This is a genomic window from Nocardioides sp. N13(2025), assembly GCF_051912545.1.
In the GTDB taxonomy this organism is placed as follows: domain Bacteria; phylum Actinomycetota; class Actinomycetes; order Propionibacteriales; family Nocardioidaceae; genus Nocardioides.
The window spans coordinates 118,756-142,557 of record NZ_CP196809.1 but is presented as its reverse complement, the minus strand read 5'-3'; the positions used below and the strand labels follow the sequence as shown (position 1 = coordinate 142,557).

Below are 23,802 nucleotides of genomic sequence, written 5' to 3'. Positions count from 1 at the left end.
CTCGCCTCCTCTCGGATCCCCCGTGGTCAGGTCCTGCGGGCCGCGGCGACGGCCCCGGACGAGGCCAGGAGGAGCAGTCCGCCCACCAGGAGCGCGGTTGCCCAGCCCTCACCGGACGGCTGTCCGGCGTAGCCGGCGTCCACGACCGTGGGCACCTGGCTCCGCTGCTTCTGCTGGGTGGGCCGGGTCGGCGCCGAGGCCTGCTCGCCCAGCACCTCAGGCGCTGCGGGCTCGGTCGCCTGCGGGCCCTTGGTCGGCTCTTCCGCCAGCGGCCACGGCTCCGGGCACCGCGGCGGCACCTCTGCGGGCGCCACCTCGGGCGGGGTCACGACGGGCGGGGTCACCACCGGCGGCGTCACCACGGTGCGGACCTGCTTCTGCCACTGGTGGTCGAGGTGACTGACCTCGTCCACGGCAGGCGTACCTGGCGTGCCCGGCACGTAGGTCCCGGCCTTCAGGAACCACGATGCCGTGTGGTCACCGTTGCCCACCTCGTACGGCGTGTAGAGCGCCGCCTCGGCGTGCTCGCCGCCTTGGGGGTTGCCGCTGGTCGCGTTCCAGTCCGGGTGCAGACGCGTCCGGGTGTCGTCCGAGTAGACCGGTGGAGCGTCGTCCGAGCTGCCCCCGGTCCACGTGTAGAACGTCACGACGGTGTCGTCCCAGTAGCCCGGTGTCGGAGGAACTGCAGGGACTCCGACGACCGTGACGTGCTTCGTCGGCACTCCCACCGGGACCCACCGCTCGGTGTCAGCGGTGGGGCCCGGAGGCACGTTCTCGTGGGTGAGGACGGGGTCCCCCTGGTTCACCCACTCGGTGTACTCGACGGCTGGGTCGGCACTCGATGGTGTCGAGACAGCCGCTCCCTGCGTGACGAGGAGCAGACCCCCTGAGAAGACGGCCAAGAGCCCCGCGATGGCGAGCCCGAGCGCCACCCTGGTCCTGCTGCTGCGTGCTGTCGAACGTGCCGCGGACATGACCACCACCCCACTTCGGATCCGCGGGAAGACCGGTCGGTCACCTCCATCCTGACCCGTCAGTAACGTGGGAGCCAGCGATTGTGAGCAACCAGACGAGCAGTGTCCAGACCACTCAGAACCCGCATGGGGACTGGGTTTTCTCGACTCGAGCGGGGGTCGGTCAGCTGCCCTCGGCGAGCTCTCGCGACCGGTTGCGGGCGGCCTCCATGGCGGCCAGGAACGCCGCCCGGACGCGGTGCACCTCCAGCTCGCGCAGGGCGGAGGCGGTCGTACCACCGGGCGAGGTGACCTGCTCGCGCAGCACGACGGGGTGGGAGCCGGTCTCGCGCAGCATCGCCGCGGATCCGAGGAGGGTCTGGACGACGAGCTCGGTCGAGGTGGCGCGCGGCAGCCCGAGGTGGACACCCGCCTCGATCATCGACTCGACGACGAAGAAGATGTAGGCCGGACCCGAGCCGGAGATCGCGGTGACCGCGTCCATCTGCTTCTCGGGGATGCGGAGCACCTTGCCGGTGGAGGCCATCAACGACTCGACCTCGGCCAGGTGCGCCTCGTCGCAGTGGGAGCCCGGTGAGATCGCCGCCATCCCCTCGTCGACGAGGGCCGGGGTGTTGGGCATGACGCGTACGACGGCGACGCCCTCGGGGACGCGGGACTCGATGAAGCCCGTGGTGATGCCCGCAGCCAGCGAGACGAGCAGCTGCCCGGCGCGCAGGTCGGGGGCGATCTCGGCGAGCACGTCGCCCATGTCCTGCGGCTTGACGACGAGGGCGACGGTGTCGGCCTTGGCGGCCGCCTCGCGGTTGGAGACCACGGCCACGCCGTAGCGCTCCTCGAGCTCCCGGGCCCGCTCGGCCCGCTTCTCGCCGACCATGAGCTGGTCGACGCGGCGGCCGGCGCGCACCAGTCCGGAGAGGAGGGTCTCCCCCATGACGCCGGCGCCGATGATCGCTGTGCTCATGGGCACCAATCTACTGCGGCTGGGCGACCCTATTTCTTGCTGACCAGGGACCGGAGGAAGAAGGCGAGGTTCTGGGGCTTCTCGGCGAGGCGGCGCATCAGGTAGCCGTACCACTCGGTGCCGTAGGGGATGTAGACGCGCACGGTCTCGCCGGCGGCGGCGAGCCGCTTCTGCTCCTCGGGCCGGATGCCGTAGAGCATCTGGAACTCGTAGGTCCCCGGGCGACGGCCGAAGCGGCTGGCGAGCGAGGACGCGATCTGGATCATCCGCGGGTCGTGCGTCGCGATCATCGGGTAGCCCTGGCCGCCGAGCAGCACCTTGAGGCAGCGGACGTAGGACTTGTCGATCTCGACCTTGTCCTGGAAGGCGACGTCCTCGGGCTCCATGTAGGCGCCCTTGCACAGCCGCACGCGCGAGCCCTCGTAGGCCAGCGCCCGGCAGTCGGCCTCGGTGCGGTGGAGCATCGCCTGCAGCACCGCGCCCGTCTCCGGGAAGTCCTTGCGCAGCTCACGCAGGATCGACAGCGTCGAGTCGGTGGTGGTGTGGTCCTCCATGTCGAGGGTCACCGTGGTGCCGGCGTTGCGCGCGGCCCGGCAGATCTCGCGGGCGTTCTCCAGGGCGATCTTGTGGCCGCCGCCCGGCTCGACGGTGTCGGGCAGGAACTGGCCGATCGCGCTCAGCTTCACCGAGACCTCCGCGTGGGCGGCGAGACCACGGCGGGAGAGCTCGGCGAGCACGTCCTTGTAGGCGGCCACGGTGGCGTCGGCCTGCGCGGCGTCCGTGGTGTCCTCGCCGAGGTAGTCGAGGGTGACGCGCAGCCCGTCGTCGACCAGCCCGGCGGTCGCCCCGACCGCGTCCGCGGTGGTCTCGCCGGGGACGTAGCTGGTGACGATGCCGCTGGAGACGGGCATCGTCGAGACGAGCTTCTTGACCCCCTGGCTGCGAGCGAGGAGCAGGATCGGCTGGCGGAGCAACGACATGGGCGACAGGCTACGCCGAACCTCGACCGTTCCCTCACAGGTCCTCCACCTCTCGGCGACGGATCGGACCCAGCGTCCTCACAGTGGCCCGGACGCCCTCCTCGCGCTACCTCCTCGCGCTCGGCGTCGCCGCCCGGCTGTTCGCCCGCGTCAGGGTGTCCGGCGCCTGAGGGTCGCGGCGCCGAGCGCGAGCGAGGCCACCCCGAAGCCCGCGACGACCGCCACCGAGCGCCAGATCTCGCCGGCATCGGCCGCCCCGGTAAGCTCCTGCATCGCGTCGACGGCGTACGACAGCGGGAGCACGTTGCTGATCGCCTCGAGCACCCCCGGCATCGCCTCACGCGGGACGAAGAGTCCGCACAGCAGGATCTGGGGCAGGACGAAGGCGGGCATGAACTGCACCGCCTGGAACTCGGTCGTCGCGAAGGCGCTGACCAGCAGGCCGAGCGCGGTGCCGAGCACCGCGTCGACGATCGCGACCACGCCGAGCAGCCAGATCGGTCCCTGGACGTCGAGGCCGAGCAGGCCGACGCTGACGGCCACGGCGAGAGCGGACTGCAGCGCCGCGAGCGCCCCGAAGGCCAGGGCGTAGCCGAGGAGGAAGTCGAGCTTGCCCATCGGCATGGTGAGCAGCCGCTCGAGGGTCCCGGAGGAGCGCTCGCGCAGCGTCGTCACGCTGGTCACCAGGAACATGACGATGAAGGGGAACATCGCCAGGAGCGCCGGCCCGAACCGGTCGAACAGGCCGCCCGGGAGGTCGCCGAACATCCACCAGAGCAGGCTCATCAGCACGCACGGCACCACGAGCAGCATCGCGAGCGTGCGGTGGTCCCGGCGGACCTGGGTCAGCACCCGGCCGGCGACGGCGAGGGTGATGCGGGGGCTCATTCCGGCGTTCATGCGACCTCTCCTGTGTGCTCGACCAGGCTGAGGAAGGCCTGCTCGATGTCGGCGGCCCCGGTGCGCCCGCGGATCTCGTCGGGCGAGCCGTCGGCGATGATCCGGCCCTCACGCATCAGGAGCAGCCGGTGGCAGCGCTCGGCCTCGTCCATGACGTGGCTCGAGACCAGCACCGCCGCGCCCGCGTCGGCGAGGCGGTGGAACAGCCCCCAGAGGTCGCGGCGCAGCACCGGGTCCAGCCCGACCGTGGGCTCGTCGAGCACCAGCAGGTCGGGCGTGCCGAGCAGCGCGACGGCCAGGCTCGCGCGGCTGAGCTGCCCGCCGGAGAGCTTGCCGACGACCTGCTGGCGCTGGTCGGAGAGCCCGACGACCTCGATGGCCTCGTCGGCCGACGACCGGTCGACCCCGAGCACGCGGGCGAAGAACGCCAGGTTCTCCGCGACCGTCAGGTCGTTGTAGACGCTGGGCGCCTGCGTGACGTAGCCGATGCGGGTGCGCAGCCCGGCGCTGCCCGCGGGCTCGCCGAGGACCTCGACGCTCCCCGACCTGACCTGCTGCGCGCCCACCAGGCTGCGCATCAGCGTGGTCTTCCCGCACCCGCTCGGGCCCAGCAGCCCGGTGACCCCGGCCGTCACGTCGAGGGAGATGCCGGGCAGCACCTCCTGCCCGCCGCGTACGACGACGAGGTCGCGCACCGCCACGATGTTTTTCATCATGTGTTGAATTGTGCGCGCGGGTGGACGGGCTCGTCAAGACTCGGGCGGGCTCAGGGCACGTCGCCGGTGAGGTAGTGCTGGAGGACCGGACCCATGCGGGCGACCACGTCCTCGGCGGGCATCTGCGCCATGGCCGGGAAGGCGATGACGTAGCGGGCCACGATCAGCCCGACGACCTGGCTGGCCACGAGCGGGATCCGCACCTCGGGCCGGTCCTTGACGAGCTGGGTCAGGACCGGACCGACGACGACCGGGATGAAGCCGTCCTTCAGCAGGGTCGTCCCGTCCGCGTCGAGCGTCGACCGGACGACCGCGAGCAGCTGCACCTGCGTGTCCGGGTCGTCCCACACGGAGAGGAAGATGCGCAGCAGCCGCTCCCCTGCGCCGTCCGGCCCCTGGGCCACGACCGGGGCGAGCAGCTCGCGCGGGTCGACCGGCATCTGGAGGGCGGCGAGGAAGAGGTCGTCCTTGGTGCCGAAGTAGTGGTGCACCAGGGCGGGATCGACCGCCGCGGCGGACGCGACGGCACGGATGGTGGTGCCGCGGAAGCCCTTCTCGGCGAACGACGTCCGCGCGGCGGCGAGCACCTCGGCGCGGGTGTCGGGAGCGCCGGGGCGGCGACCGCGGGACGTGCGCGCGGTCATGGCGTGGTGACGCGCAGGTGCTCGCGGGCGAACGCCAGCGACTCGACCAGGTCGGCCTCGCGCTCGGCGCGGCTGGCGGCCCGTCGGGTGTTGATCTCCAGCACGACGTGTCCCGAGAAGTCGGTGCGCGCGAGGCGCTCGAGGAAGTCCGCGGCCCGCATCACGCCCCGGCCGGGCACGAGGTGCTCGTCCTTGGCCGAGCCGGTGCCGTCGGTGAGGTGGATGTGCCGCAGCCGCTCACCCATCCGCCCGGCCATCTCGATGACGTCGGAGCGGGCGATCGCGGCGTGGGAGAGGTCGATCGTGGTGTTGGCGTAGTCCTCGTCGCTGGGGTCCCAGCCCGGGACGTACATCTGCATGCCGCGCCGCGAGGAGGCACGCCACGGATACATGTTCTCGACCGCGAACGCGATGCCCGTGCGGGCCTCCAGCGACGCGATGCCCTCGACGAAGCCGGCTGCGTAGTCCCGCTGCCACCGGAACGGCGGGTGCACGACGACCACGTCGGCGCCGACGGCCTCGGCCATCTCGGCGGACTTCTCCAGCTTCCCCCAGGGATCGGTGCCCCACACGCGCTGGGTGAAGAGCAGGCACGGCGCGTGGACCGCGCAGATCGGCACCTGGTGGTGATCGCTGAGCTTCTGGACCGCGTCGACCTGCTGGCTCAGCGCGTCGATGCCGACCATCACCTCGACCGCGTCGTAGCCCAGCGACGCCGCCCACCCGAAGGCGTGCGCCGTGGACTCGGGGTAGACCGAGGCAGTGGAGAGGCCGATCTGCGGGGACATCCTCAGTGCGACCTCGTGACGACGGAGATCTGGTCCAGGCGCTCGAGGATCACGCCCTCGCGCAACGCCCACGGGCACACCTCGAGGGCCGACAGGTCGAAGATGTCCATGCACGCCTCGGCCACCAGCGCGCCCGGCACGATCTGGTGGGTGCGGCTCGGTGAGACACCGGGCAGTGCGGCGAGCTCGTCGGCCGAGAGGTCCATCAGCTTGGGGATCCAGCTCGAGAGCGTCTCCAGCTCGAGCACCCGCGGCACCAGCGGCCCGTCCCCGCTGGGGGCGGCGCCACAGATCCGCGCCAGCGACCTGAACGTCTTGGAGGTCGCCGCGGCCTTGTCGGGCACGCCCGGGCGGAGCAGGTGCCCGGCGTCGCGGGCGATCTCGGCGCGGATCTGCTTGCGCAGCTCGCGGATCTCGTCCTCGCCCGGCTGACCTCCCCCGAACCAGAGCCTGGCCATCCGGGCCGCGCCCAGCGGGAGCGACCAGGCCACGTCCGGCGCCTCGTCGGTGCCGGCCGCGATCTCGAGCGAGCCGCCGCCGATGTCGAAGACCGCGAGCCGGCCGGCCGACCACCCGAACCAGCGGCGTACGGCCAGGAACGTGAGCCGGGCCTCGTCCTCGCCCGAGAGCACCTCGAGCGTGACCCCACTGTGCTTCTCGACGTGTGCGAGCACCTCGTCGGCGTTGACGGAGTCGCGCACCGCGGAGGTCGCGAAGCCGAGCATCTCCTCGCAGCCCTTGTCCTCGGCGATCTCGGTGGCGGACGCGCAGAAGTCGGTGAGGGCCTTGATCCCCTTCTTGGTGACCGCCCCGTCGTCGTCGAGGTGCTCGGCCAGGCGCAACGGCTGCTTGTGCGAGGAGGCCGGCAGCGGCGCGGCCCCGCCGTGCGCGTCGACCACCAGCAGGTGGCCGGTGTTGGATCCGATGTCGAGGACGCCCAGGCGCATACCCGCCACGCTACTAGGGTTGTCACGTGCCTGAAGTCGACCTGGTGTTCCCGCGCGCGTTCGTCGAGTTCGCCGATCCGGCCGACGAGGGCCAGGTGTTCCGCTGCGACCTGACCTGGCTGACGTCCGCCTACATGTGCATCTTCGGCCAGGGGTGCCAGGGCATCTACGCCGATGCCCCCGACGTCGGCTGCTGCACCCTCGGCGCGCACTTCGCCGACCGTGACGACGAGAAGCGCGTCGCGGGCTTCGTCGCACAGCTCACCCCGACCGACTGGCAGCTGCACCCGGGCCGCAAGGTGCGGACCTCCGACTGGGTCGAGACCGACGACGACGGCGAGCGCAAGACCCTCGCGGTCGAGGTCGACGGCCAGCGGGCGTGCGTGTTCCACAACCGCACGGACTTCGCGACCGGGGCAGGGTGCGCCCTCCACGGCCTGGCGCTGCGCCAGGGCCGCAACCCGCTGGAGACCAAGCCCGACGTGTGCTGGCAGCTCCCGATCCGCCGCCAGTACCGCACCGTCGAGGTGCAGGACGGGACGTCGTACGTCGAGGTCTCGATCGGCGAGTACGACCGGCGCGGCTGGGGGCCGGGCGGCCACGACCTCGACTGGTACTGCTCGGGCAACACCGAGGCGCACGTCGCCCTCGAGCCGGTCTACCTCACCCACGAGGCCGAGCTGGTCGAGCTGATGGGAGCAGAGGGGTACGCCGAGCTGACCCGCCACTGCGAGGCGCACGTCCGCTCCCGCTCGGCCCTCGCGCTGCACCCGGCCGACCCGCGCTGAACCCCCCTGCCGACGTCCGGGAATCGCTCGACGTCAAGAGAATCTGACCCCGGTGTCACCACGTCGGAGGAACAGGCCGAGAATCTCTGCATGCGCCTGGACCACGTCAGCTTCGCCGCCGGACCTGATGGACTTGCCAGCACCGCCCAGCGCATCGGGGGGCTGCTCGGCACGGAGTTCGTCGACGGGGGTGTGCACCCTCGCTTCGGCACCCGCAACGTCACACTGCCGCTCGCCGGCAACACCTACATGGAGATCGTGGAGGTGCTCGACCACCCGGCGAGCGACAAGGCCCCCTTCGGGCAGGCCGTGCGCGCCCGCTCCGCCCTCGGTGGCGGCTGGCTCGGCTGGGTCGTGGCGGTCGACGACATCTCCACGGTCGAGGGGCGCCTGGGCCGCGAGGCCGTGAAGGGCAACCGGCACCGCCCCGACGGCACCGAGCTGCTGTGGCAGCAGGTCGGCGTGAACGGCCTGATCTCCGACCCGCAGCTCCCCTACTTCATCCAGTGGCAGTCGCCCGCCGAGCTCCACCCGAGCAACGGCGCCACCGGCGACTTCTCCCTGGCCTGCCTGGAGATCGCCGGCGACCCGCAGCGGGTCAGCGAGTGGCTCGGCGAGACCGTCGAGGCCCCGCTCGAGGACGTGAAGGTCGAGTGGGTCGCCCCCAACGGCACCCCCGGCATCGTCGCCGTCCAGCTCCAGACCCCGAACGGCCTGGTGCGGATCTGACCTTTCAGGGGAGGCACTCGTGAAGCCCCGCCCCTCCCCCAACATCTGGAACACCCCCGAGCTCTACGAGCTCGAGAACCGCGCCGCCGACCCGCACGGCCGCATCGTGTCCGCGATGCACGGCATCGGCGACTGGGCCGGTCGGACGATGCTCGACGTCGGCTGCGGCAGCGGCTTCCACCTGCCCCTGTGGGCCCGGACCGCGGCGCGCGTCATCGGGGTCGAGCCCCACCCGCCGCTCGCCGCGCTCGCCCGACGTCGTACGAGGTCGCTCGAGCACGTCACCGTCCTGGAGGGCGCGGCGCAGTCGCTGCCCCTGCCGGACGCGTCGGTCGACGTGGTGCACGCGCGGTGGGCCTACTTCTTCGGCCCCGGCTCGGAGCCGGGGCTGCGTGAGCTCGACCGCGTCGTACGCCGCGGGGGCACGGCGTTCGTGATCGACAACGACCCGACCCGGTCGACGTTCGGCGGCTGGTTCCGGCGCGGCTTCCCCGAGGTGGACCCGGTGGCCGTCGAGCGCTTCTGGTCGATGCACGGCTGGCGGCGCCGCCCGATCGACATGGGCTGGTCGTTCGCCTCGCGCGAGGACCTCGAGTCGGTCGTCCGCATCGAGCTGCCGCCCGAGGCCGCCGAGGAGGCGCTGGCATCCCACACGGGCACCGAGGTCGACTACGCGGTCAACCTGTGGTGGCGCCACTTCTAGGGAGGGCTCCGGCTCTCTCAGCTGGACTCGCGGATCACCAGCGACGGCTCGAGCAGCACACCACGCGCCTCGACCGGTTGGTGCGACAGCAGCGCGCGCAGGGTGCGCACGATCTCGACCGCCACGTCCTCGAGCGGTTGGCGTACGGACGTGAGGCCGACCGGGTAGACCTGCGCCACCTGGGAGTCGTCGAAGCCCACCACGGCGATGTCGCGGCCGGGCGCGAGCTGGCGGATCCACAAGGTGTGCAGCACCCCCATCGCGAGGGTGTCGGACGCGCAGACGAAGGCGGTGGGCTCCGACTCGTCGAGCAGCACTGCGGCGGCCTCGGCGCCGCTGTGCACGACGTCCTCGACCCGCGAGGCCAGGCCGGTCGTGGACAGCCCGTTGTCGTGCATCGTGGTCAGCCAGCCCGAGCGCCGGTCCTCCCCGATGGGCGAGTCCTTGCGCCAGCCGATCCACGCGATGCGCGTGTGGCCGCGGTCGATGAGGTGCTGGGTGGCCAGGCGCGTGCCGGCCGCGCCGTCGACGTCGACCCACACGTGCCGGGCGACGTCGTCGTCCCACGGGCGGCCGAACGCGACGAAGGGCGCGCGCTGCTGGCTGAGCCAGGCGGCCTGCGGGTTGCCGAGATAGGTGTCGGTGACGACGAAGGCGTCCACGGCGGTCGAGCGGAGCAGGTTGTCGTAGCCGCCGATAGGGTCCTCGTCGTCGGCCGGGAACAGCAGCACGTGGTAGCCGGCCTCCTCGCTCGCCTCCACCAGCGAGTGGACGAACCGGTCCATCATCGCGTTGGCCGTGCCCTCCTGGGCCGGGGTGAAGCGCAGGCCGATCAGCGAGGACGTCCGGGTGCGCAGGTTGCGGGCGGCGCGGTTGGGCGAGTAGCCGAGCTCGGCGATCGTCTGCCGGACCCGCTCGAGGGTGTCCGGGCGCAGCAGGTCGGGGTTGTTCACCGCGTTGGAGACCGTCTGGCGCGAGACGCCGGCGCGCTCCGCGACGTCGGCAAGGGTCGGCGGCGTGACCGGCAGCTGGCTGCCGGACCGGTGGTCGCTGCGACTCATTCCTGCCCCCTTGATCGATCCAACCAGGGTGAGCATAAGCCCGGCCGCCGTCGCACGAGCGTTCGGGAACCGCACACGTGTCGCCCGCGTCGTCGACGACCCGTGGAGGTCCGTCCACAGGGTCCCGCAGTTGTCCACAGGCCCTGGGGACGGGCTGTGGATGCCGGGCGGGGCCCGCTCCGCGCGCCGCGGCGCGGGGCTGTCGGTGCCCTGACCTAGCGTGACGACCATGTCGACCAAGGCCACCCGCCCCGCCAAGGCCCGTCCCTCCTACCGATGCTCCGAGTGCGGCTGGGAGACCGGCAAGTGGGTCGGACGCTGCGGCGAGTGCCAGGCGTGGGGCTCGGTCGCCGAGGCCGGCGCGCCGACGCTGCGCGCCGCGGCCGGCCCGGTGTCGACGCCCGCGGTGCCGATCGCGCAGGTGCCGATCACCGAGTCCGTCGCACGCCCCAGCGGCGTCCCCGAGCTCGACCGGGTGCTCGGCGGCGGCCTGGTCCCGGGTGCCGCGATCCTCCTGGCCGGCGAGCCGGGTGTCGGCAAGAGCACGCTGCTGCTGGAGGTCGCCGCGCAGACGGCCCGCGCGCGGCACCGCACCCTCTACGTCACCGGCGAGGAGTCCGCGGCGCAGGTGCGGCTGCGGGCCGACCGCACGGGAGGGGTCCACGACGAGCTGTTCCTCGCGGCCGAGACCGACCTCGGTGCGGTCCTGACGCACATCGAGGACGTCCGCCCGACCCTGCTGGTCGTCGACTCCATCCAGACGATCGGCGCCTCCGGTGTCGACGGCGTGCCCGGCGGGGTGACGCAGGTCAAGGAGGTGGCCGCCGCGCTCATCCGCGTGGCCAAGACCCGCAACATCACGACGATGATCGTCGGCCACGTGACCAAGGACGGGTCCATCGCCGGTCCCCGCGTGCTCGAGCACCTCGTCGACGTGGTCCTGCACTTCGAGGGCGAGCGCAACTCACGCTTCCGCATGGTCCGGGCCATGAAGAACCGCTACGGCCCGGTCGACGAGGTGGGCTGCTTCGACCTGTCCTCCGAAGGCATCTCCGCGGTCACCGACCCCACGGGGCTCTTCGTCGAGCACCACACCCAGGACGTCGCCGGCACCTGTGTCGCGGTCACCATGGAAGGACGCCGGCCGCTGCTCGCGGAGGTCCAGGCGCTCCTGACGTCCTCGCCCCTGGAGCGCCCGCGCCGCACGGTCTCCGGCGTCGAGTCCTCGCGCGTCGACATGGTGCTGGCCGTGCTCCAGCGCCATGCCAGGCTGCGCATCGCCGGCAGCGACACCTTCGTCGCGACCGTGGGCGGCGCCAAGCTCCACGACCCGGCCGCCGACCTCGCCATCGCGGTCGCCGTGGCGAGCTCCCACCTCGGCGTCCCCGCTCCACGCGGCGCCGTGGCCATCGGCGAGATCGGGCTCGCGGGCGAGCTGCGCCGCGTGCGCGACCTGCCCCAGCGCATCGCCGAGGCCGCCCGTCTCGGGTTCCAGGTCGCCGTCGTCCCCCGCGGCCGGGCCCTCGCGAGCGAGCGCGGCATCCCGAGCCGGCGGATGGTGGACGGGCTGCGCGTGGTCGAGGTCGACGACGTCTTCGGCGCACTGCTCACCCTCGAGCTCACTCCTCCGCTGTAGCCCTCGCCGGCGCCGCCGGCCAGCTGGCGGAAAGGATCAGTGGATCCGGGCCCCGGGCCCCTACACTTCACCCGATGGCGCGGGGGCGCCCACGGAGAGCACGCGGAGGACCGGTGGCAGAGCGCATCGACGACCAGCTTCGGCTGCGCGCGACCCTGGCGTCCATCGCCCCGGGTACGCCGTTGCGCGACGGCCTCGAGCGGATCCTCCGCGGCCGCACCGGCGCGCTCATCGTGCTGGGGCAGGACAAGGTCGTCGACTCGATCTCGACCGGCGGCTTCACCCTCGACGTGCCGTTCACCGCCACCGGCCTGCGCGAGCTGGCCAAGATGGACGGTGCGATCGTGGTCGACAAGGACATCACCCGGATCCACCGCGCGGCGGTGCACCTGATGCCCGACCACACCATCCCGTCCGAGGAGACCGGCACCCGGCACCGTACGGCCGAGCGCGTCGCCAAGCAGACCGGCCACCCGGTGGTCTCGGTCTCCCAGTCGATGCAGATCATCGCGGCCTACGTCGGCGACATCCGCCACGTGCTCGAGGACTCGGGCAAGATCCTCTCCCGCGCCAACCAGGCGCTCGCGACGCTCGAGCGCTACAAGCTCCGCCTCGACGAGGTCTCCGCGACGCTCTCCGCGCTGGAGATCGAGGACCTGGTCACGGTCCGCGACGTGGCCGTCGTCGCCCAGCGGCTCGAGATGGTCATCCGCATCGCGCGGGAGATCGAGGACTACGTCCTCGAGCTCGGCACCGACGGTCGCCTCCTGTCGCTGCAGCTCGAGGAGCTGGTCACCGGGGTCGACGCCGAGCGCGAGCTCGTGGTGCGCGACTACCTGCCCGGCGGCCGGCGCCGGCTCGCCAGTCCCGCCTCCCACCTCGCCGAGCTCGAGGCCCTCTCCCCCACCGAGCTCGTCGACCCGGCCTCCGTCGCCCGGACCATCGGCCTCGGTGGCGCCGAGCACCTCGACGCCGCCGTCGCCCCCCGCGGCTACCGGCTCCTCGCCAAGGTCCCCCGCCTGCCCACCGCCGTCGTCGACCGGCTCGTCGACCACTTCGGCGGCCTCCAGCAGCTGCTCTCCGCCGGGATCGACGACCTGCAGGCCGTCGACGGCGTCGGCGAGCTGCGCGCCCGCAGCGTGCGCGAGGGCCTCTCCCGCCTCGCCGAGTCGAGCATCACCGAGCGCTACATCTGAGGCGAGCAGCCGGGCGCGCTCGCGCACGCGGCGTCGGGCGGCCAGACCGAGTAGGCCAGCGCCTGAGGAACGAGCGAGGCTCAGCCCACGGAGTTGCCGGGACCGTCCTGGCCGGGGGTGTGGGAGCGGCCCTTCCTCTTGCCGCCCTGCTGCTGGGGCTCGGCGGTCTTGGTGATCACGCTGGGGGTCGGCGCGACGAGCTCGAACTGGACGTCGGTGCCGTCGCCACCCAGGGCGGCCGCCTCGACGTGGTAGAAGCCCGGGCGCGCCCAGTCCGTACGGCCCGAGCAGGTCTCGTCGGAGCGCTTGCCATCGGCCCAGGTCACCACGACCGGGGTGTCGACGGCCTGACGGATCACCACGTCCTGCACCGCGATCGCGGACGGGCACTCGCGGGTGCTCCAGATGAAGTCGTTGCCGCTGGTGATCGTCACCGTCAGGGTCTGCGGTGACGCCTGCCAGGTGCAGGCCTCGGCGGTCACGGTGCGGAGGTTGAGCGTGATCGGCACGTCGGCACCGCCGGCAGCCGAGGTGATCGCGGGCGTCGCCACGATGTCGGAGTCCACGCACGGGCCACTGGGCTCGGCGAGGACCGGTTCGGGCGGGACCGTCTCCTGGCCGCGCTTCTTGCCCCTGTTGCCCTTCTTGCCCGTCGTCACCTCCGAGGTGGGACCCGCGGTCGGCGCCGGCGCGGTCTCCTCGACGGAGGCGGCCTGGGTCGCCCGGCCGACGGACGCGTCCTTGCCGTCCGACGATCCGCCGAGCACGCGCGCGAGCACGACGACGAGGAGCAGGGGGATGCCGAGCACGACGAGGCGACGGGTCCAGTAGACCCGGGCCGGCAGCGGCCCGCGAGGTCGCACGGTCGAGGGCATGGGGTCAGGTTAGGGAGCATCGGGCCCGTCGCGGCGGAGGCGCACCGGCTCACCTACGATCGCGGACGATGGACGCCCCTTCTCCCCACGCGCTGCACGACGCCGTGCTCGACTGGTACGACGACCACGCGCGCGAGCTGCCCTGGCGCGGGCCCGAGGCCACGCCGTGGTCGGTGATGGTCAGCGAGCTGATGCTCCAGCAGACCCCGGTGGCCCGCGTGCTGCCGGTCCACGAGGCCTGGCTCGAGCGGTGGCCGACCCCGGCGGACCTCGCCGCCGAGCCGACCGGTGAGGCGGTCCGGATGTGGGGCCGGCTGGGCTACCCGCGTCGCGCGCTGCGCCTGCACGCCGCGGCCGTCGCGATCGTCGAGCACCACGACGGCGAGGTGCCGTCGTCGTACGACGACCTGCTCGCGCTCCCCGGCGTCGGCGACTACACCGCGTCGGCGATCGCCAGCTTCGCCTTCGGCCAGCGACATCTCGTCCTCGACACCAACGTACGACGCGTGCTGACGCGCACCGTGTCGGGCCGGGAGCTCCCCGCACCCGCCGTCACCCGCGCCGAGCGCGACGTGGCGACGTCGCTGCTCCCCGACGACCCGGCCACCGCGGCCACCTGGGCCGTCGCGACCATGGAGCTGGGCGCGCTCGTGTGCACGGCACGCCAGCCGTCGTGCGGGACCTGCCCTGTCGCCGACCTGTGCGCCTGGCGGGGCGCCGGCTTCCCGGCGTACGACGGGCCGCCCCGCCGCGGGCAGGCGTGGGCCGGCACGGACCGACAGTGTCGCGGTCGCATCATGGCGCTCGCGCGGGAGCAGACCTCCATCAGCGAGGCCCAGGTCACGGCCGCGTGGCCGGGGACCGAGCAGCGGGAACGCTGCCTGGCCGGCCTGGTCGCCGACGGCCTCCTGACGCAGATCACTCCGGGGCGCTGGGGGCTCCCGGGGTGACGCCCCGACCGGGCACTTCCTCGCGCTGAAATGCGCTGACCGGGCACTTCCTCGCGCTGCAGCGCGAGGAAGTGCCCGGTCGGCTCGTCCTACAGCGAGGAAGTGCCCGGTCGGCTCAGGCCTCGGGGGACTTCGGCACGTCGGTGGGCCCGGCCGTGTCGTCCGGTCCCTCGACCGGGGTGCCCTCGGCGTCGACCGTCTCCAGCGGCGGCATGTCGGGCACCGTCGAGTTCTTCTGGCCCTTGAAGGTGAACTTCGCCTCCGGGCCCTCGCCCTCGACGTCCACGAGCACGATCTGCCCGGGGCCGACCTCGCCGAAGAGCATCTTCTCGGCGAGCACGTCCTCGATCTCGCGCTGCACCGTGCGGCGCAGCGGACGAGCGCCGAGGACCGGGTCGAAGCCCCGCTCGGCGAGCAGCGCCTTCGCGGGCTGGGTGAGCTCGAGCGACATGTCGCGGTCCTTGAGGCGCAGCTCGACGGCGTTGATCATGTTGTCGACCATCGCCACGATCTGCTCCTGCGACAGCGGCGGGAACACGACGATCTCGTCGACACGGTTGAGGAACTCGGGACGGAAGTGCTGCTTGAGCTCCTCCGACACCTTGCTCTTCATCCGCTCGTAGGAGCCCGCCGCGTCACCGGTCTGGCCGAAGCCGAGGTTGACGCTCTTGGAGATGTCGCGGGTGCCGAGGTTGGTCGTCATGATGATGACGGTGTTCTTGAAGTCGACCACGCGACCCTGCGAATCGGTCAGGCGGCCTTCCTCGAGAATCTGCAACAGGCTGTTGAAGATGTCGGGGTGGGCCTTTTCGACCTCGTCGAAGAGCACCACGGAGAACGGCTTGCGGCGCACCTTCTCGGTGAGCTGGCCGCCCTCCTCGTAACCGACGTAGCCGGGCGGCGAACCGAACAGTCGCGACACGGTGTGCTTCTCGGAGAATTCGCTCATGTCGAGCTGGATCAGCGCGTCCTCGTCACCGAAGAGGAATTCGGCGAGCGTCTTGGACAGCCACGTCTTCCCGACACCCGAGGGGCCGGCGAAGATGAACGAGCCGCCGGGACGCTTGGGGTCCTTCAGGCCCGCACGCGTACGACGGATGGCGCGGGAGAGTGCCTTGACGGCCTCCTCCTGGCCGATCACGCGCTTGTGGAGCTCGTCCTCCATCTTGAGCAGACGGGTGGACTCCTCCTCCGAGAGCTTCACGATCGGGATGCCCGTGGCCACGGCCAGGACCTCGGCGATCAGCTCCTCGTCGACCTCGGCGACCTCGTCGAGGTCACCGGCGCGCCACTGCTTCTCGCGCTCGGCCCGGCGGGCGGAGAGCTGCTTCTCCTCGTCGCGCAGGCGGGCCGCGGCCTCGAAGTCCTGCCCGTCGATGGCGGCCTCCTTGCGCTGGCGCACGTCGCCGATCTTCTCGTCGTACTCGCGCAGGTCCGGCGGCGCGGTCATCCGGCGGATGCGCAGTCGCGAACCGGCCTCGTCGATGAGGTCGATGGCCTTGTCCGGCAGGAACCGGTCGGAGATGTAGCGGTCGGCCAGCGTCGCCGCGGAGACCAGGGCCTCGTCGGTGATGGTGACGCGGTGGTGCGCCTCGTAGCGGTCGCGCAGGCCCTTGAGCATCTCGATCGTGTGCGCGATCGAGGGCTCCTGCACCTGGATCGGCTGGAAGCGGCGCTCGAGCGCGGCGTCCTTCTCGAGGTACTTGCGGTACTCGTCCAAGGTGGTGGCGCCGATGGTCTGCAGCTCTCCGCGGGCCAGCATCGGCTTGAGGATGCTGGCGGCGTCGATCGCGCCCTCGGCTGCGCCGGCGCCGACGAGGGTGTGGATCTCGTCGATGAACAGCACGATGTCGCCGCGGGTGCGGATCTCCTTGAGCACCTTCTTGAGGCGCTCCTCGAAGTCACCGCGGTAGCGCGAGCCGGCGACGAGCGCGCCGAGGTCGAGCGTGTAGATCTGCTTGTCCTTCAGCGTCTCGGGCACGTTGCCCTTGACGATGTCCTGCGCGAGGCCGGCCACGATCGTGGTCTTGCCGACGCCGGGCTCGCCGATGAGGACGGGGTTGTTCTTCGTGCGGCGCGACAGGATCTGCATGACGCGCTCGATCTCCTGCTCGCGCCCGATGACGGGGTCGAGCTTGCCCTCGCGCGCGGCCTGGGTGAGGTTCTGGCCGAACTGGTCGAGGACCAGCGAGCTCGACGGAGCCTCGCCGCCGGACCCGGACGTCTGGGCGCCGGCCGTGGCCGACTCCTTGCCCTGGAAGCCGCTGAGCAGCTGGATGACCTGCTGGCGGACCCGGTTGAGGTCGGCGCCGAGCTTCTGCAGGACCTGGGCTGCGACGCCCTCGCCCTCCCGGATCAGGCCGAGCAGAATGTGCTCGGTGCCGATGTAGGAGTGGCCGAGCTGGAGCGCCTCGCGCAGCGAGAGCTCGAGCACCTTCTTGGCGCGGGGCGTGAACGGGATGTGGCCGGACGGGGCCTGCTGGCCCTGGCCGATGATCTCCTCGACCTGGGCGCGCACGGCCTCCAGGGAGATGTCGAGGGACTCGAGGGCCTTGGCGGCGACGCCTTCGCCCTCGTGGATGAGGCCGAGCAGGATGTGCTCGGTCCCGATGTAGTTGTGGGAGAGCATGCGGGCCTCTTCCTGGGCCAGCACGACAACTCGCCGGGCTCGGTCGGTGAACCGCTCGAACATGTGCGCTCCTCTACGTCTGCGTGGTCCGCGGGGCCGACACAGGCGGTCGGGGTGCGGACACTGGGCTCAACGCCCGAGATCAGCCTACGTGTTCCCACCCCAACCACGAGCGCGTCCGCTCACAGCGAACTAGACAGCCGGGTGGAGCGCCCGGGCGCCCCGCCCGAAGGTGTCAGTGGGCCGCGTCGTAGGCCTGCTGGACGTCGGCGGAGATGCGACCGCGCTCGGAGACCTCCATGCCCTGCTCCTTGGCCCACTCGCGCACGTCCTTGGTGTTGGACGAGGAGCCGCCCGTGGACTTGCGGGCGCGACGCGAGCCGCCGCTCACCTTGCGGGCGTGGCCGACGTAGCCGCTCAGGGCCTCGCGCAGCGCCGAGGCGTTGGCGTCGTTGAGGTCGATCTCGTAGGACGACCCGTCGAGGCCGAACGTCACGGTCTCGCTGGCCTCGGTGCCGTCGAGGTCGTCGACGAGAACGATGTTGACCTTCTGTGCCATGTGGTTTTCCTTTGCCTTTTGCCGGACGGGGGTGAATTGCATTCTTGCAGCAATTCAAAGGCTCCCACAAAAGGCTTCAGGAATTGCGCTCGAAGACGAGTCGCAATCCCTGGAGCGTCAGCCACGGAGAATGCACGGTGAAACATCCGCAATCGTCGATGAGCTGCGGTGCCAAATGGCCCGTGGCAATGACGGTGACGTCTTCTGTCGCGACTCCCAGCTCGGCGATCATGCGCGCCACCAGGCCCTCGACCTGGGCGGCGACGCCGAAGATCATGCCGCTCTGGAGCGCCTCCACGGTGTTCTTGGCGATGACCGACCGTGGGCGGACGAGCTCGACCTTGCGCAGCTGGGCGCCGCGGCGCCCGAGCGCCTCGAGGGAGATCTCGATGCCCGGGGAGATCGCGCCGCCGACGTACTGGCCGAGGCCGTTGACGACGTCGAACGTCGTGGCGGTGCCGAAGTCGACGACGATCGCCGGGCCGCCGTGGAGGGTGGCGGCGGCCAGCGAGTTCACGATGCGGTCGGTGCCGACCTCGCGCGGGTTGTCCATCAGGACGGGGATGCCGGTGCGGATGCCGGGCTCCACGACGATCGCGCTGACGTCGTCGAAGTGGCGCTCCAGCATCTCGCGCCACTCGTGCAGGACCGCGGGCACGGTGGCGCACACGGCGATGCCGTCGACGTCCTCGACGCGGTCGGCGAGCAGGCCGCGGATCAGGACCGCCCACTCGTCAGCGGTGCGACGCTCGTCCGTGTTGACCCGCCAGTCGGCGGTGACCTCGTCCCCGTCGAGCAGGCCGAGGAACGTGTGGCTGTTGCCGATGTCGACGGCGAGAAGCGTCATGGCAGCACCTTCATGACTCAACCAGGTCCATGCCGAGGTCGAAGACCACGACCGAGTGGGTGAGCGCCCCGACCGAGACGAAGTCCACGCCGGTGGCGCCGATGCGCGCGGCGCGCTCGAGGGTGATCCCGCCGCTGGCCTCGAGCGGCACGCGCCCGGCCGTACGGCGTACGGCGTCGGCCATGAGGTCGTCGCCCATGTTGTCGAGCAGGATCCGCTCCGGCGGCTCCGGCAGGGCGAGCAGCTCCTCGAGCTGGTCCAGCGTGGTGACCTCGACCTCGACGGGGAGGCCCGGGAAGCGACCGCGGATGGACTCGAGCGCCGGCAGCACGCCCCCGGCCGCTATCACGTGGTTGTCCTTGACCATCGCCATGTCCTGGAGGCTGGAGCGGTGGTTGACCCCGCCGCCGCAGCGGACGGCGTACTTCTGCAGCGCGCGCAGACCCGGCAGCGTCTTGCGGGTGTCGAGCACGCGCGTCGGCGAGCCGGCCAGCGCGTCGACCCACCGCGAGGTCGCGGTGGCGATGCCGGAGAGGTGGGAGGCGAGGTTGAGGGCGGTGCGCTCGGCCACCAGCATGCGCTGGGTCAGGCCGGTGATCCGCATGACGACGTCGCCCTTCTCCACGCGGGTGCCGTCGGGGAGCCGGTCGGTGACGGTGGCGTCGGCGCCCAGCATGAAGAAGGTGACCGCGGCGACGCCGAGCCCGGCGACGACCCCGGGCTCGCGGGCGGCGAAGACCGCCTCGCCGCGGGCGTCCGGCGCGATGGTCGAGGAGCTGGTCGGGTCGTCCATCCGGGTGTCCGGCAGGTCCTCCCGCACCGCGCGGCGGATGGTGTCCCACACGTGGTCGAGGTCGAGCCCGGCGGCGGTGAGCTCGTCGCGGAGCTCGGACGGGACGTCGCGGAGGTCGGTCATGCGTGCACCTCAGTGGTCGAGGGATCGGTCGACGGGGAATAGGTCCACTCGACCCGGATGGTGCCGTCGGCGTCGAGCCACGAGTCGATGTGGCCGGCCTTGGTGTCGTCGCGCTCGGGGTGGTCCTCGCGCCAGTGGGAGCCGCGGGTCTCGGTGCGCAGGTCGGCGGCCAGGGCGAGCGCGGTGCTGATGGCGAGCAGGTTGGTGGTCTCCCACGCCGCCGGCTCCACCTCGGCCTCGCCCGGGTCGAGCGTGCGCAGGAAGGCGATGGCCTCGGCCAGTCCGTGGGCCTCGCGCAGCACGCCGACCCGGCTGGTCATCACCTCCTGCATCCCGTGGCGGCGCTCCGCGGCCACGAGCCCCTCGAGACGCTGGTCGGCGACCGGCTCCGCCCACGGCCGGAGCTCGCCGGGCAGCACCTCGGCGATGCGGCGGGAGAACACCAGGCCCTCCAGCAGCGAGTTGGAGGCCAGCCGGTTGGCGCCGTGGACGCCGGAGCAGGCGACCTCGCCGGTGGCGTAGAGCCCCGGCACGGTCGTACGTCCCCACAGGTCGGTGGCCACGCCGCCCGACGCGTAGTGCTGGGCGGGGGCGACTGGGGTCAGCTCGGTGACCGGGTCGACGCCGTGCTCGCGGCAGACGCCCAGGATGGTGGGGAAGCGCCGCTCCCAGAACGCCGCGCCGAGGTGCCGCGCGTCTAGCCACATGTGCGGCTTGCCGCTCTCGAGCATCCGGCGGGTGATGGCCTTGGCGACCACGTCGCGCGGCGCGAGGTCGGCGAGCGGGTGCTCGCCCTGCATGAACCGATGGCCTTCGAAGTCCACCAGGAACGCGCCCTCGCCGCGGACCGCCTCGGAGATCAGCGGCTGCTGGCCCTGCGAGTCGGGACCGAGCCACATCACGGTCGGGTGGAACTGGACGAACTCGAGGTCGCGCAGCCGCGCCCCGGCGCGCAGCGCCACCGCCATCCCGTCGCCCGTGGAGACGCTGGGGTTGGTCGACTGGCTGAACACCTGGCCCAGCCCTCCGGAGGCGAGCACCACGGCGCGGCAGTGCACGGCACCGACGCCGTCGCGCTGGCCCTCGCCGAGCACGTGGAGGGTCAGCCCGGCGACCCCGCCGTCCGCGGCACGGAGCAGGTCGACGGCCAGCGCGTGCTCGATGACCTCGATCTCCGGCGCCCGCTCCACCGCGGCGATGAGGGCACGCTGGATCTCGGCCCCCGTCGCGTCGCCACCGGCATGCGCGATGCGGTCGCGGTGGTGACCCCCCTCGCGGGTCAGCGAGAGCTCACCGTCCGGGTGGTGGTCGAACTGGGTGCCGAGCGCGATCAGCTCGTGGACGGCCGCCGGACCCTCGGTCACGAGGGCACGCACGGCCTCGACGTCACACGCCCCGGCGCCGGCGACCAGGGTGTCGTGCTCGTGCTGCTCGGGGGTGTCGCCCGGCCCGAGGGCCGCGGCGATGCCCCCCTGGGCCCACTGGGTCGAGCCCGCCGCGAGGACGTCCTTGGTGACGACGAGCAGGTGGAGCGCGGGATCCGCCGCGTGGATCCGCAGCGCAGCGGTCAGCCCGGCGATGCCGGACCCCACCACCACGACGTCGGCACGGGTGGTCCAGCCGGGTGCGGGCGCGCGGAGGCGGCCCGGGACCGGCCGGTGTTCAGTCATCCGCGAAGGCTAGCGAGCGAGGAAGTCGCCGCGCGTCAGCGAGCCGTCACCGAAGGTCTCGGCAGGGTCGAAGCCGGTGGCCATGATCTTGTTGTCGTTGTCGACGAAGACCACGTGGGGCTTGAGCTCCTTGGCCTCGGCGGTCTCCATCTGGCCGTAGCCGATGAGGATCACGGTGTCGCCGGGGTGCACCAGGCGGGCGGCCGCACCGTTGATCCCGATCACGCCCGAGCCGCGCTCGCCGGCGATCGTGTACGTCTCGAGGCGGGCGCCGTTGGTGACGTCGACGATGTGGACGAGCTCGCCCGCCAGCAGGTCGGCGGCGTCGAGCAGGTCCTCGTCGACCGTCACCGAGCCGACGTAGTGGAGATCGGCCTGGGTCACGGTGGCCCGGTGGATCTTGGACTTCATCATCGTGCGCAGCATCTGCTGTTCCTCTCAGGGGGTGGTCGAGGCCGCGGTCGCGGTCCCCGCCGTCATCAGGTCCGTGCTCGTCAGGTCCGGGGTGATCCGGTCGAAGACGATGGGCATGTTGTCGATCAGGCGCGTCGTGCCGACCCGGGCGGCCACCAGGATCCGGCCCTCGCCGGACTCCGGGGCCTCGCCGAGGTCGGGCGAGGTGAGTGCGAGGTAGTCCAGCTCCAGGCCGGGCTCGACGTTGAGGACCGCCATCGCGGCCCAGCGCGCGGCAGGTACGCCGTACGGCGCCCGCTCCTGTGCGGCCCGCAGCGCGCGGCTCAGGGCGACCGCGGTGCGCCGCTGCTCGGCGTCGAGGTAGCGGTTGCGGCTCGACAGGGCGAGGCCGTCGGCCTCGCGCACCGTCTCCGCGCCGATGATGTCGATGCCCATGCAGAGGTCGCGGACCATGCGCCGGACCAGGGTGAGCTGCTGGTAGTCCTTCTCGCCGAAGACGGCCAGGTCCGGCCGGACCAGGCCGAAGAGCTTGGCGACCACCGTGAGCACGCCGTCGAAGTGCCCGGGGCGGGACTCACCGTCGAGGATGTCGGCCAGCGCACCGGGAGAGACGGTGACCCCGGCGTGGACCGAGTCGTGGCTGAAGCCGCCGGGGTACATCTCCTCGACGCTCGGCGCGAAGACGATGTCGACGCCCTCGGCAGCGCACACCTCCAGGTCCGCGTCGAGGGTGCGGGGGTAGCGGTCGAGGTCCTCGGTCGGGGCGAACTGCATCGGGTTGACGAAGATGCTCACCACGACCGGGCCCGACGTCGCCCCACGGGCGGTGCGCATCAGGCTGGCGTGCCCGTCGTGCAGCGCGCCCATCGTGGGCACGAGGCAGACGCGCTTGTCCTGAGGAGGGCGCGCTGCGCCCGTCTCGAAGGGCTCGCCCGACCGGCGCGCGTCGGCGAGCAGGCCGGCCAGCTCCTCGCGGGTGCTCGCGAGGACGGGGCTCGAGGTCATCGAGCGACGTCCTCGACGCCGGCCAGGGACTCGGCGGCCGCCAGCACCTGGAGCATCTTCGAGGCGCGGATGGGCAGGAGCCGGCCGTCGGTGACGGCCCGGTCGAGGGTGGCGCGCGCCATGGTGACGTACGACGGCAGCGTCTGCGGCGCGTTCGCGACGAGGTCGGCGACGTGGGAGCGGACGGTCTCGACGTCGCCCCGGACGATGGGGCCGGTCAGCGCCGCGTCACCGTGCTCGAGCGCGTTGTCGAGGGCAGCGGTCAGCAGGGGACGCAGGGTCGCCGCGGGGTCCTCGGCGCCGGCCGCCGACAGGATCTCCATGGCCTCGCTGACGAGCGTGACCAAGTGGTTGGCGCCGTGGGCGAGCCCGGCGTGGTAGAGCGTGCGGCGGTCCTCGGGCACCCACATCGCCCGCCCGCCGAGGTCGGCGACGAGGGACTCGGCGAGTGCTCGGTCGGCCTCGTCGGCGGTGACGCCGAAGACGCAGCCCGCCAGGCGGGGCAGGTCGACCTCGGTGCCGGTGAAGGTCATCGCGGGGTGCATGGCGACGGTCCGAGCCCCGACCTCGCGGGCGGGCTCAAGGACGGCGAGGCCGTGGCGGCCGCTGGTGTGCACCACGACCTGGCCCTCGCGGATCGCGCCGGCAGCGCTGAGCATGGTGACGACGTTGGACAGCATGTCGTCGGGCACCGTCAGGAGCAGCAGGTCGCAGGCGCGGGCCACGTCGGTGGGCTTGGCCACCTCGACGCCCGGCAGCAGGGCCTCGATGCGGCCCCGGGAGGCGTCGGACTCGCCTGCGGCGGCGACGACCTCGTGGCCGGCGGCGCGGAGCGCGGCAGCCAGCACGGCGCCGACGCGGCCAGCTCCGACCACGCCGATGTGGTACTTCGTCATGTCGACCTCTTCGTT

The 23,802-nt window shown here is 72.1% G+C and carries 24 protein-coding genes; 6 read left to right on the top strand and 18 right to left on the bottom strand.

Annotated features, from left to right (window positions below; genetic code table 11):
* Positions 1–26: 26 nt before the first annotated feature.
* The 8 genes from ACS3YM_RS00740 to ACS3YM_RS00705 form a co-directional block, all read right to left on the bottom strand.
* Positions 27–806 carry a hypothetical protein gene (locus tag ACS3YM_RS00740; RefSeq protein ID WP_439938139.1) on the bottom strand — a complete coding sequence of 260 codons (780 nt, stop codon included), beginning with the start codon at positions 804–806 and terminating at the stop codon, positions 27–29.
* 331 nt (positions 807–1,137) lie between these two features.
* Positions 1,138–1,938, bottom strand: a complete 801-nt coding sequence (proC, locus tag ACS3YM_RS00735; RefSeq protein ID WP_439938138.1) for a pyrroline-5-carboxylate reductase — start codon at positions 1,936–1,938, stop codon at positions 1,138–1,140.
* Positions 1,939–1,967: 29 nt separating this feature from the next.
* Positions 1,968–2,927, bottom strand: coding sequence for a proline dehydrogenase family protein (locus ACS3YM_RS00730; protein ID WP_439939811.1), 960 nt, complete (start codon positions 2,925–2,927; stop codon positions 1,968–1,970).
* A 141-nt stretch (positions 2,928–3,068) separates the two neighbouring features.
* Complete coding sequence (locus ACS3YM_RS00725; protein WP_439939810.1) at positions 3,069–3,806, bottom strand: ABC transporter permease; 738 nt, start codon at positions 3,804–3,806, stop codon at positions 3,069–3,071.
* Between the two features lie 8 nt (positions 3,807–3,814).
* The gene (locus ACS3YM_RS00720) at positions 3,815–4,531 is read right to left on the bottom strand and encodes an ABC transporter ATP-binding protein (RefSeq protein ID WP_439939809.1); all 717 of its coding nucleotides are present in this window, start codon (positions 4,529–4,531) and stop codon (positions 3,815–3,817) included.
* A 53-nt stretch (positions 4,532–4,584) separates the two neighbouring features.
* On the bottom strand, positions 4,585–5,178 hold the full coding sequence (locus tag ACS3YM_RS00715) for a TetR/AcrR family transcriptional regulator (RefSeq protein ID WP_439938137.1): 594 nt from the start codon (positions 5,176–5,178) through the stop codon (positions 4,585–4,587).
* Positions 5,175–5,972, bottom strand: a complete 798-nt coding sequence (locus tag ACS3YM_RS00710; RefSeq protein WP_439939808.1) for a sugar phosphate isomerase/epimerase family protein — start codon at positions 5,970–5,972, stop codon at positions 5,175–5,177. The genes ACS3YM_RS00715 and ACS3YM_RS00710 overlap by 4 nt, the downstream gene beginning before the upstream one ends.
* Positions 5,969–6,913, bottom strand: coding sequence for a Ppx/GppA phosphatase family protein (locus ACS3YM_RS00705; protein ID WP_439938136.1), 945 nt, complete (start codon positions 6,911–6,913; stop codon positions 5,969–5,971). Before ACS3YM_RS00705 ends, ACS3YM_RS00710 begins: the two co-directional genes overlap by 4 nt.
* A gap of 26 nt (positions 6,914–6,939) precedes the next feature.
* On the opposite strand from ACS3YM_RS00705, the gene ACS3YM_RS00700 reads away from it, so the two are divergent.
* The 3 genes from ACS3YM_RS00700 (at position 6,940) to ACS3YM_RS00690 (ending at position 9,133) form a co-directional block, all read left to right on the top strand.
* Positions 6,940–7,701: a hypothetical protein gene (locus ACS3YM_RS00700; RefSeq protein WP_439938135.1), complete on the top strand. Its 762-nt coding sequence runs from the start codon at positions 6,940–6,942 to the stop codon at positions 7,699–7,701.
* 90 nt (positions 7,702–7,791) lie between these two features.
* Positions 7,792–8,430 (top strand): VOC family protein, encoded by a 639-nt coding sequence (locus ACS3YM_RS00695; protein WP_439938134.1) that lies wholly within the window; start codon positions 7,792–7,794, stop codon positions 8,428–8,430.
* Between the two features lie 19 nt (positions 8,431–8,449).
* Positions 8,450–9,133, top strand: a complete 684-nt coding sequence (locus tag ACS3YM_RS00690) for a class I SAM-dependent methyltransferase (RefSeq protein WP_439938133.1) — start codon at positions 8,450–8,452, stop codon at positions 9,131–9,133.
* 17 nt (positions 9,134–9,150) lie between these two features.
* Here ACS3YM_RS00690 and ACS3YM_RS00685 read toward each other — a convergent pair whose 3' ends face one another.
* On the bottom strand, positions 9,151–10,194 hold the full coding sequence (locus ACS3YM_RS00685) for a LacI family DNA-binding transcriptional regulator (protein WP_439938132.1): 1,044 nt from the start codon (positions 10,192–10,194) through the stop codon (positions 9,151–9,153).
* A gap of 229 nt (positions 10,195–10,423) precedes the next feature.
* Here ACS3YM_RS00685 and radA point away from each other — a divergent pair, with 229 nt between their 5' ends.
* Positions 10,424–11,830: a DNA repair protein RadA gene (gene radA / locus ACS3YM_RS00680; protein ID WP_439938131.1), complete on the top strand. Its 1,407-nt coding sequence runs from the start codon at positions 10,424–10,426 to the stop codon at positions 11,828–11,830.
* Positions 11,831–11,943: 113 nt separating this feature from the next.
* Entirely contained in the window at positions 11,944–13,026 is a 1,083-nt protein-coding gene (gene disA / locus ACS3YM_RS00675) for a DNA integrity scanning diadenylate cyclase DisA (RefSeq protein ID WP_439938130.1), read from the top strand.
* A gap of 80 nt (positions 13,027–13,106) precedes the next feature.
* Here disA and ACS3YM_RS00670 read toward each other — a convergent pair whose 3' ends face one another.
* A complete protein-coding gene (locus tag ACS3YM_RS00670; protein ID WP_439938129.1) occupies positions 13,107–13,901 on the bottom strand; it encodes a hypothetical protein in 795 nt (264 codons plus the stop codon).
* A gap of 68 nt (positions 13,902–13,969) precedes the next feature.
* Between ACS3YM_RS00670 and ACS3YM_RS00665 the strand changes: the two genes are divergently transcribed.
* On the top strand, positions 13,970–14,851 hold the full coding sequence (locus ACS3YM_RS00665; RefSeq protein WP_439938128.1) for an A/G-specific adenine glycosylase: 882 nt from the start codon (positions 13,970–13,972) through the stop codon (positions 14,849–14,851).
* A gap of 115 nt (positions 14,852–14,966) precedes the next feature.
* Here ACS3YM_RS00665 and ACS3YM_RS00660 read toward each other — a convergent pair whose 3' ends face one another.
* The 8 genes from ACS3YM_RS00660 to ACS3YM_RS00625 form a co-directional block, all read right to left on the bottom strand.
* Positions 14,967–17,543, bottom strand: coding sequence for an ATP-dependent Clp protease ATP-binding subunit (locus ACS3YM_RS00660; protein WP_439938127.1), 2,577 nt, complete (start codon positions 17,541–17,543; stop codon positions 14,967–14,969).
* A 172-nt stretch (positions 17,544–17,715) separates the two neighbouring features.
* Positions 17,716–18,039, bottom strand: a complete 324-nt coding sequence (locus tag ACS3YM_RS00655; RefSeq protein WP_439938126.1) for a histone-like nucleoid-structuring protein Lsr2 — start codon at positions 18,037–18,039, stop codon at positions 17,716–17,718.
* A 76-nt stretch (positions 18,040–18,115) separates the two neighbouring features.
* Positions 18,116–18,886 carry a type III pantothenate kinase gene (locus ACS3YM_RS00650; protein WP_439938125.1) on the bottom strand — a complete coding sequence of 257 codons (771 nt, stop codon included), beginning with the start codon at positions 18,884–18,886 and terminating at the stop codon, positions 18,116–18,118.
* A 10-nt stretch (positions 18,887–18,896) separates the two neighbouring features.
* Complete coding sequence (gene nadC, locus ACS3YM_RS00645; protein ID WP_439938124.1) at positions 18,897–19,802, bottom strand: carboxylating nicotinate-nucleotide diphosphorylase; 906 nt, start codon at positions 19,800–19,802, stop codon at positions 18,897–18,899.
* Positions 19,799–21,472: an L-aspartate oxidase gene (locus tag ACS3YM_RS00640; RefSeq protein ID WP_439938123.1), complete on the bottom strand. Its 1,674-nt coding sequence runs from the start codon at positions 21,470–21,472 to the stop codon at positions 19,799–19,801. Before ACS3YM_RS00640 ends, nadC begins: the two co-directional genes overlap by 4 nt.
* 9 nt (positions 21,473–21,481) lie before the next feature.
* Positions 21,482–21,898 (bottom strand): aspartate 1-decarboxylase, encoded by a 417-nt coding sequence (gene panD, locus ACS3YM_RS00635; RefSeq protein WP_439938122.1) that lies wholly within the window; start codon positions 21,896–21,898, stop codon positions 21,482–21,484.
* A gap of 12 nt (positions 21,899–21,910) precedes the next feature.
* The gene (panC, locus tag ACS3YM_RS00630; protein WP_439938121.1) at positions 21,911–22,891 is read right to left on the bottom strand and encodes a pantoate--beta-alanine ligase; all 981 of its coding nucleotides are present in this window, start codon (positions 22,889–22,891) and stop codon (positions 21,911–21,913) included.
* Positions 22,888–23,787 (bottom strand): Rossmann-like and DUF2520 domain-containing protein, encoded by a 900-nt coding sequence (locus tag ACS3YM_RS00625; RefSeq protein WP_439938120.1) that lies wholly within the window; start codon positions 23,785–23,787, stop codon positions 22,888–22,890. Before ACS3YM_RS00625 ends, panC begins: the two co-directional genes overlap by 4 nt.
* Positions 23,788–23,802 lie beyond the last annotated feature (15 nt).

Coding starts and splice junctions, on each gene's coding strand:
- proC (WP_439938138.1), bottom strand. CDS start 1,938: ATGAGCACAGCGATCATCGGCGCCGGCGTCATGGGGGAGACCCTCCTC.
- ACS3YM_RS00725 (WP_439939810.1), bottom strand. CDS start 3,806: ATGAGCCCCCGCATCACCCTCGCCGTCGCCGGCCGGGTGCTGACCCAG.
- ACS3YM_RS00720 (WP_439939809.1), bottom strand. CDS start 4,531: ATGAAAAACATCGTGGCGGTGCGCGACCTCGTCGTCGTACGCGGCGGG.
- ACS3YM_RS00715 (WP_439938137.1), bottom strand. CDS start 5,178: ATGACCGCGCGCACGTCCCGCGGTCGCCGCCCCGGCGCTCCCGACACC.
- ACS3YM_RS00705 (WP_439938136.1), bottom strand. CDS start 6,913: ATGCGCCTGGGCGTCCTCGACATCGGATCCAACACCGGCCACCTGCTG.
- ACS3YM_RS00695 (WP_439938134.1), top strand. CDS start 7,792: ATGCGCCTGGACCACGTCAGCTTCGCCGCCGGACCTGATGGACTTGCC.
- ACS3YM_RS00685 (WP_439938132.1), bottom strand. CDS start 10,194: ATGAGTCGCAGCGACCACCGGTCCGGCAGCCAGCTGCCGGTCACGCCG.
- radA (WP_439938131.1), top strand. CDS start 10,424: ATGTCGACCAAGGCCACCCGCCCCGCCAAGGCCCGTCCCTCCTACCGA.
- ACS3YM_RS00670 (WP_439938129.1), bottom strand. CDS start 13,901: ATGCCCTCGACCGTGCGACCTCGCGGGCCGCTGCCGGCCCGGGTCTAC.
- ACS3YM_RS00665 (WP_439938128.1), top strand. CDS start 13,970: ATGGACGCCCCTTCTCCCCACGCGCTGCACGACGCCGTGCTCGACTGG.
- ACS3YM_RS00660 (WP_439938127.1), bottom strand. CDS start 17,543: ATGTTCGAGCGGTTCACCGACCGAGCCCGGCGAGTTGTCGTGCTGGCC.
- ACS3YM_RS00655 (WP_439938126.1), bottom strand. CDS start 18,039: ATGGCACAGAAGGTCAACATCGTTCTCGTCGACGACCTCGACGGCACC.
- ACS3YM_RS00650 (WP_439938125.1), bottom strand. CDS start 18,886: ATGACGCTTCTCGCCGTCGACATCGGCAACAGCCACACGTTCCTCGGC.
- nadC (WP_439938124.1), bottom strand. CDS start 19,802: ATGACCGACCTCCGCGACGTCCCGTCCGAGCTCCGCGACGAGCTCACC.
- ACS3YM_RS00640 (WP_439938123.1), bottom strand. CDS start 21,472: ATGACTGAACACCGGCCGGTCCCGGGCCGCCTCCGCGCGCCCGCACCC.
- panD (WP_439938122.1), bottom strand. CDS start 21,898: ATGCTGCGCACGATGATGAAGTCCAAGATCCACCGGGCCACCGTGACC.
- panC (WP_439938121.1), bottom strand. CDS start 22,891: ATGACCTCGAGCCCCGTCCTCGCGAGCACCCGCGAGGAGCTGGCCGGC.
- ACS3YM_RS00625 (WP_439938120.1), bottom strand. CDS start 23,787: ATGACGAAGTACCACATCGGCGTGGTCGGAGCTGGCCGCGTCGGCGCC.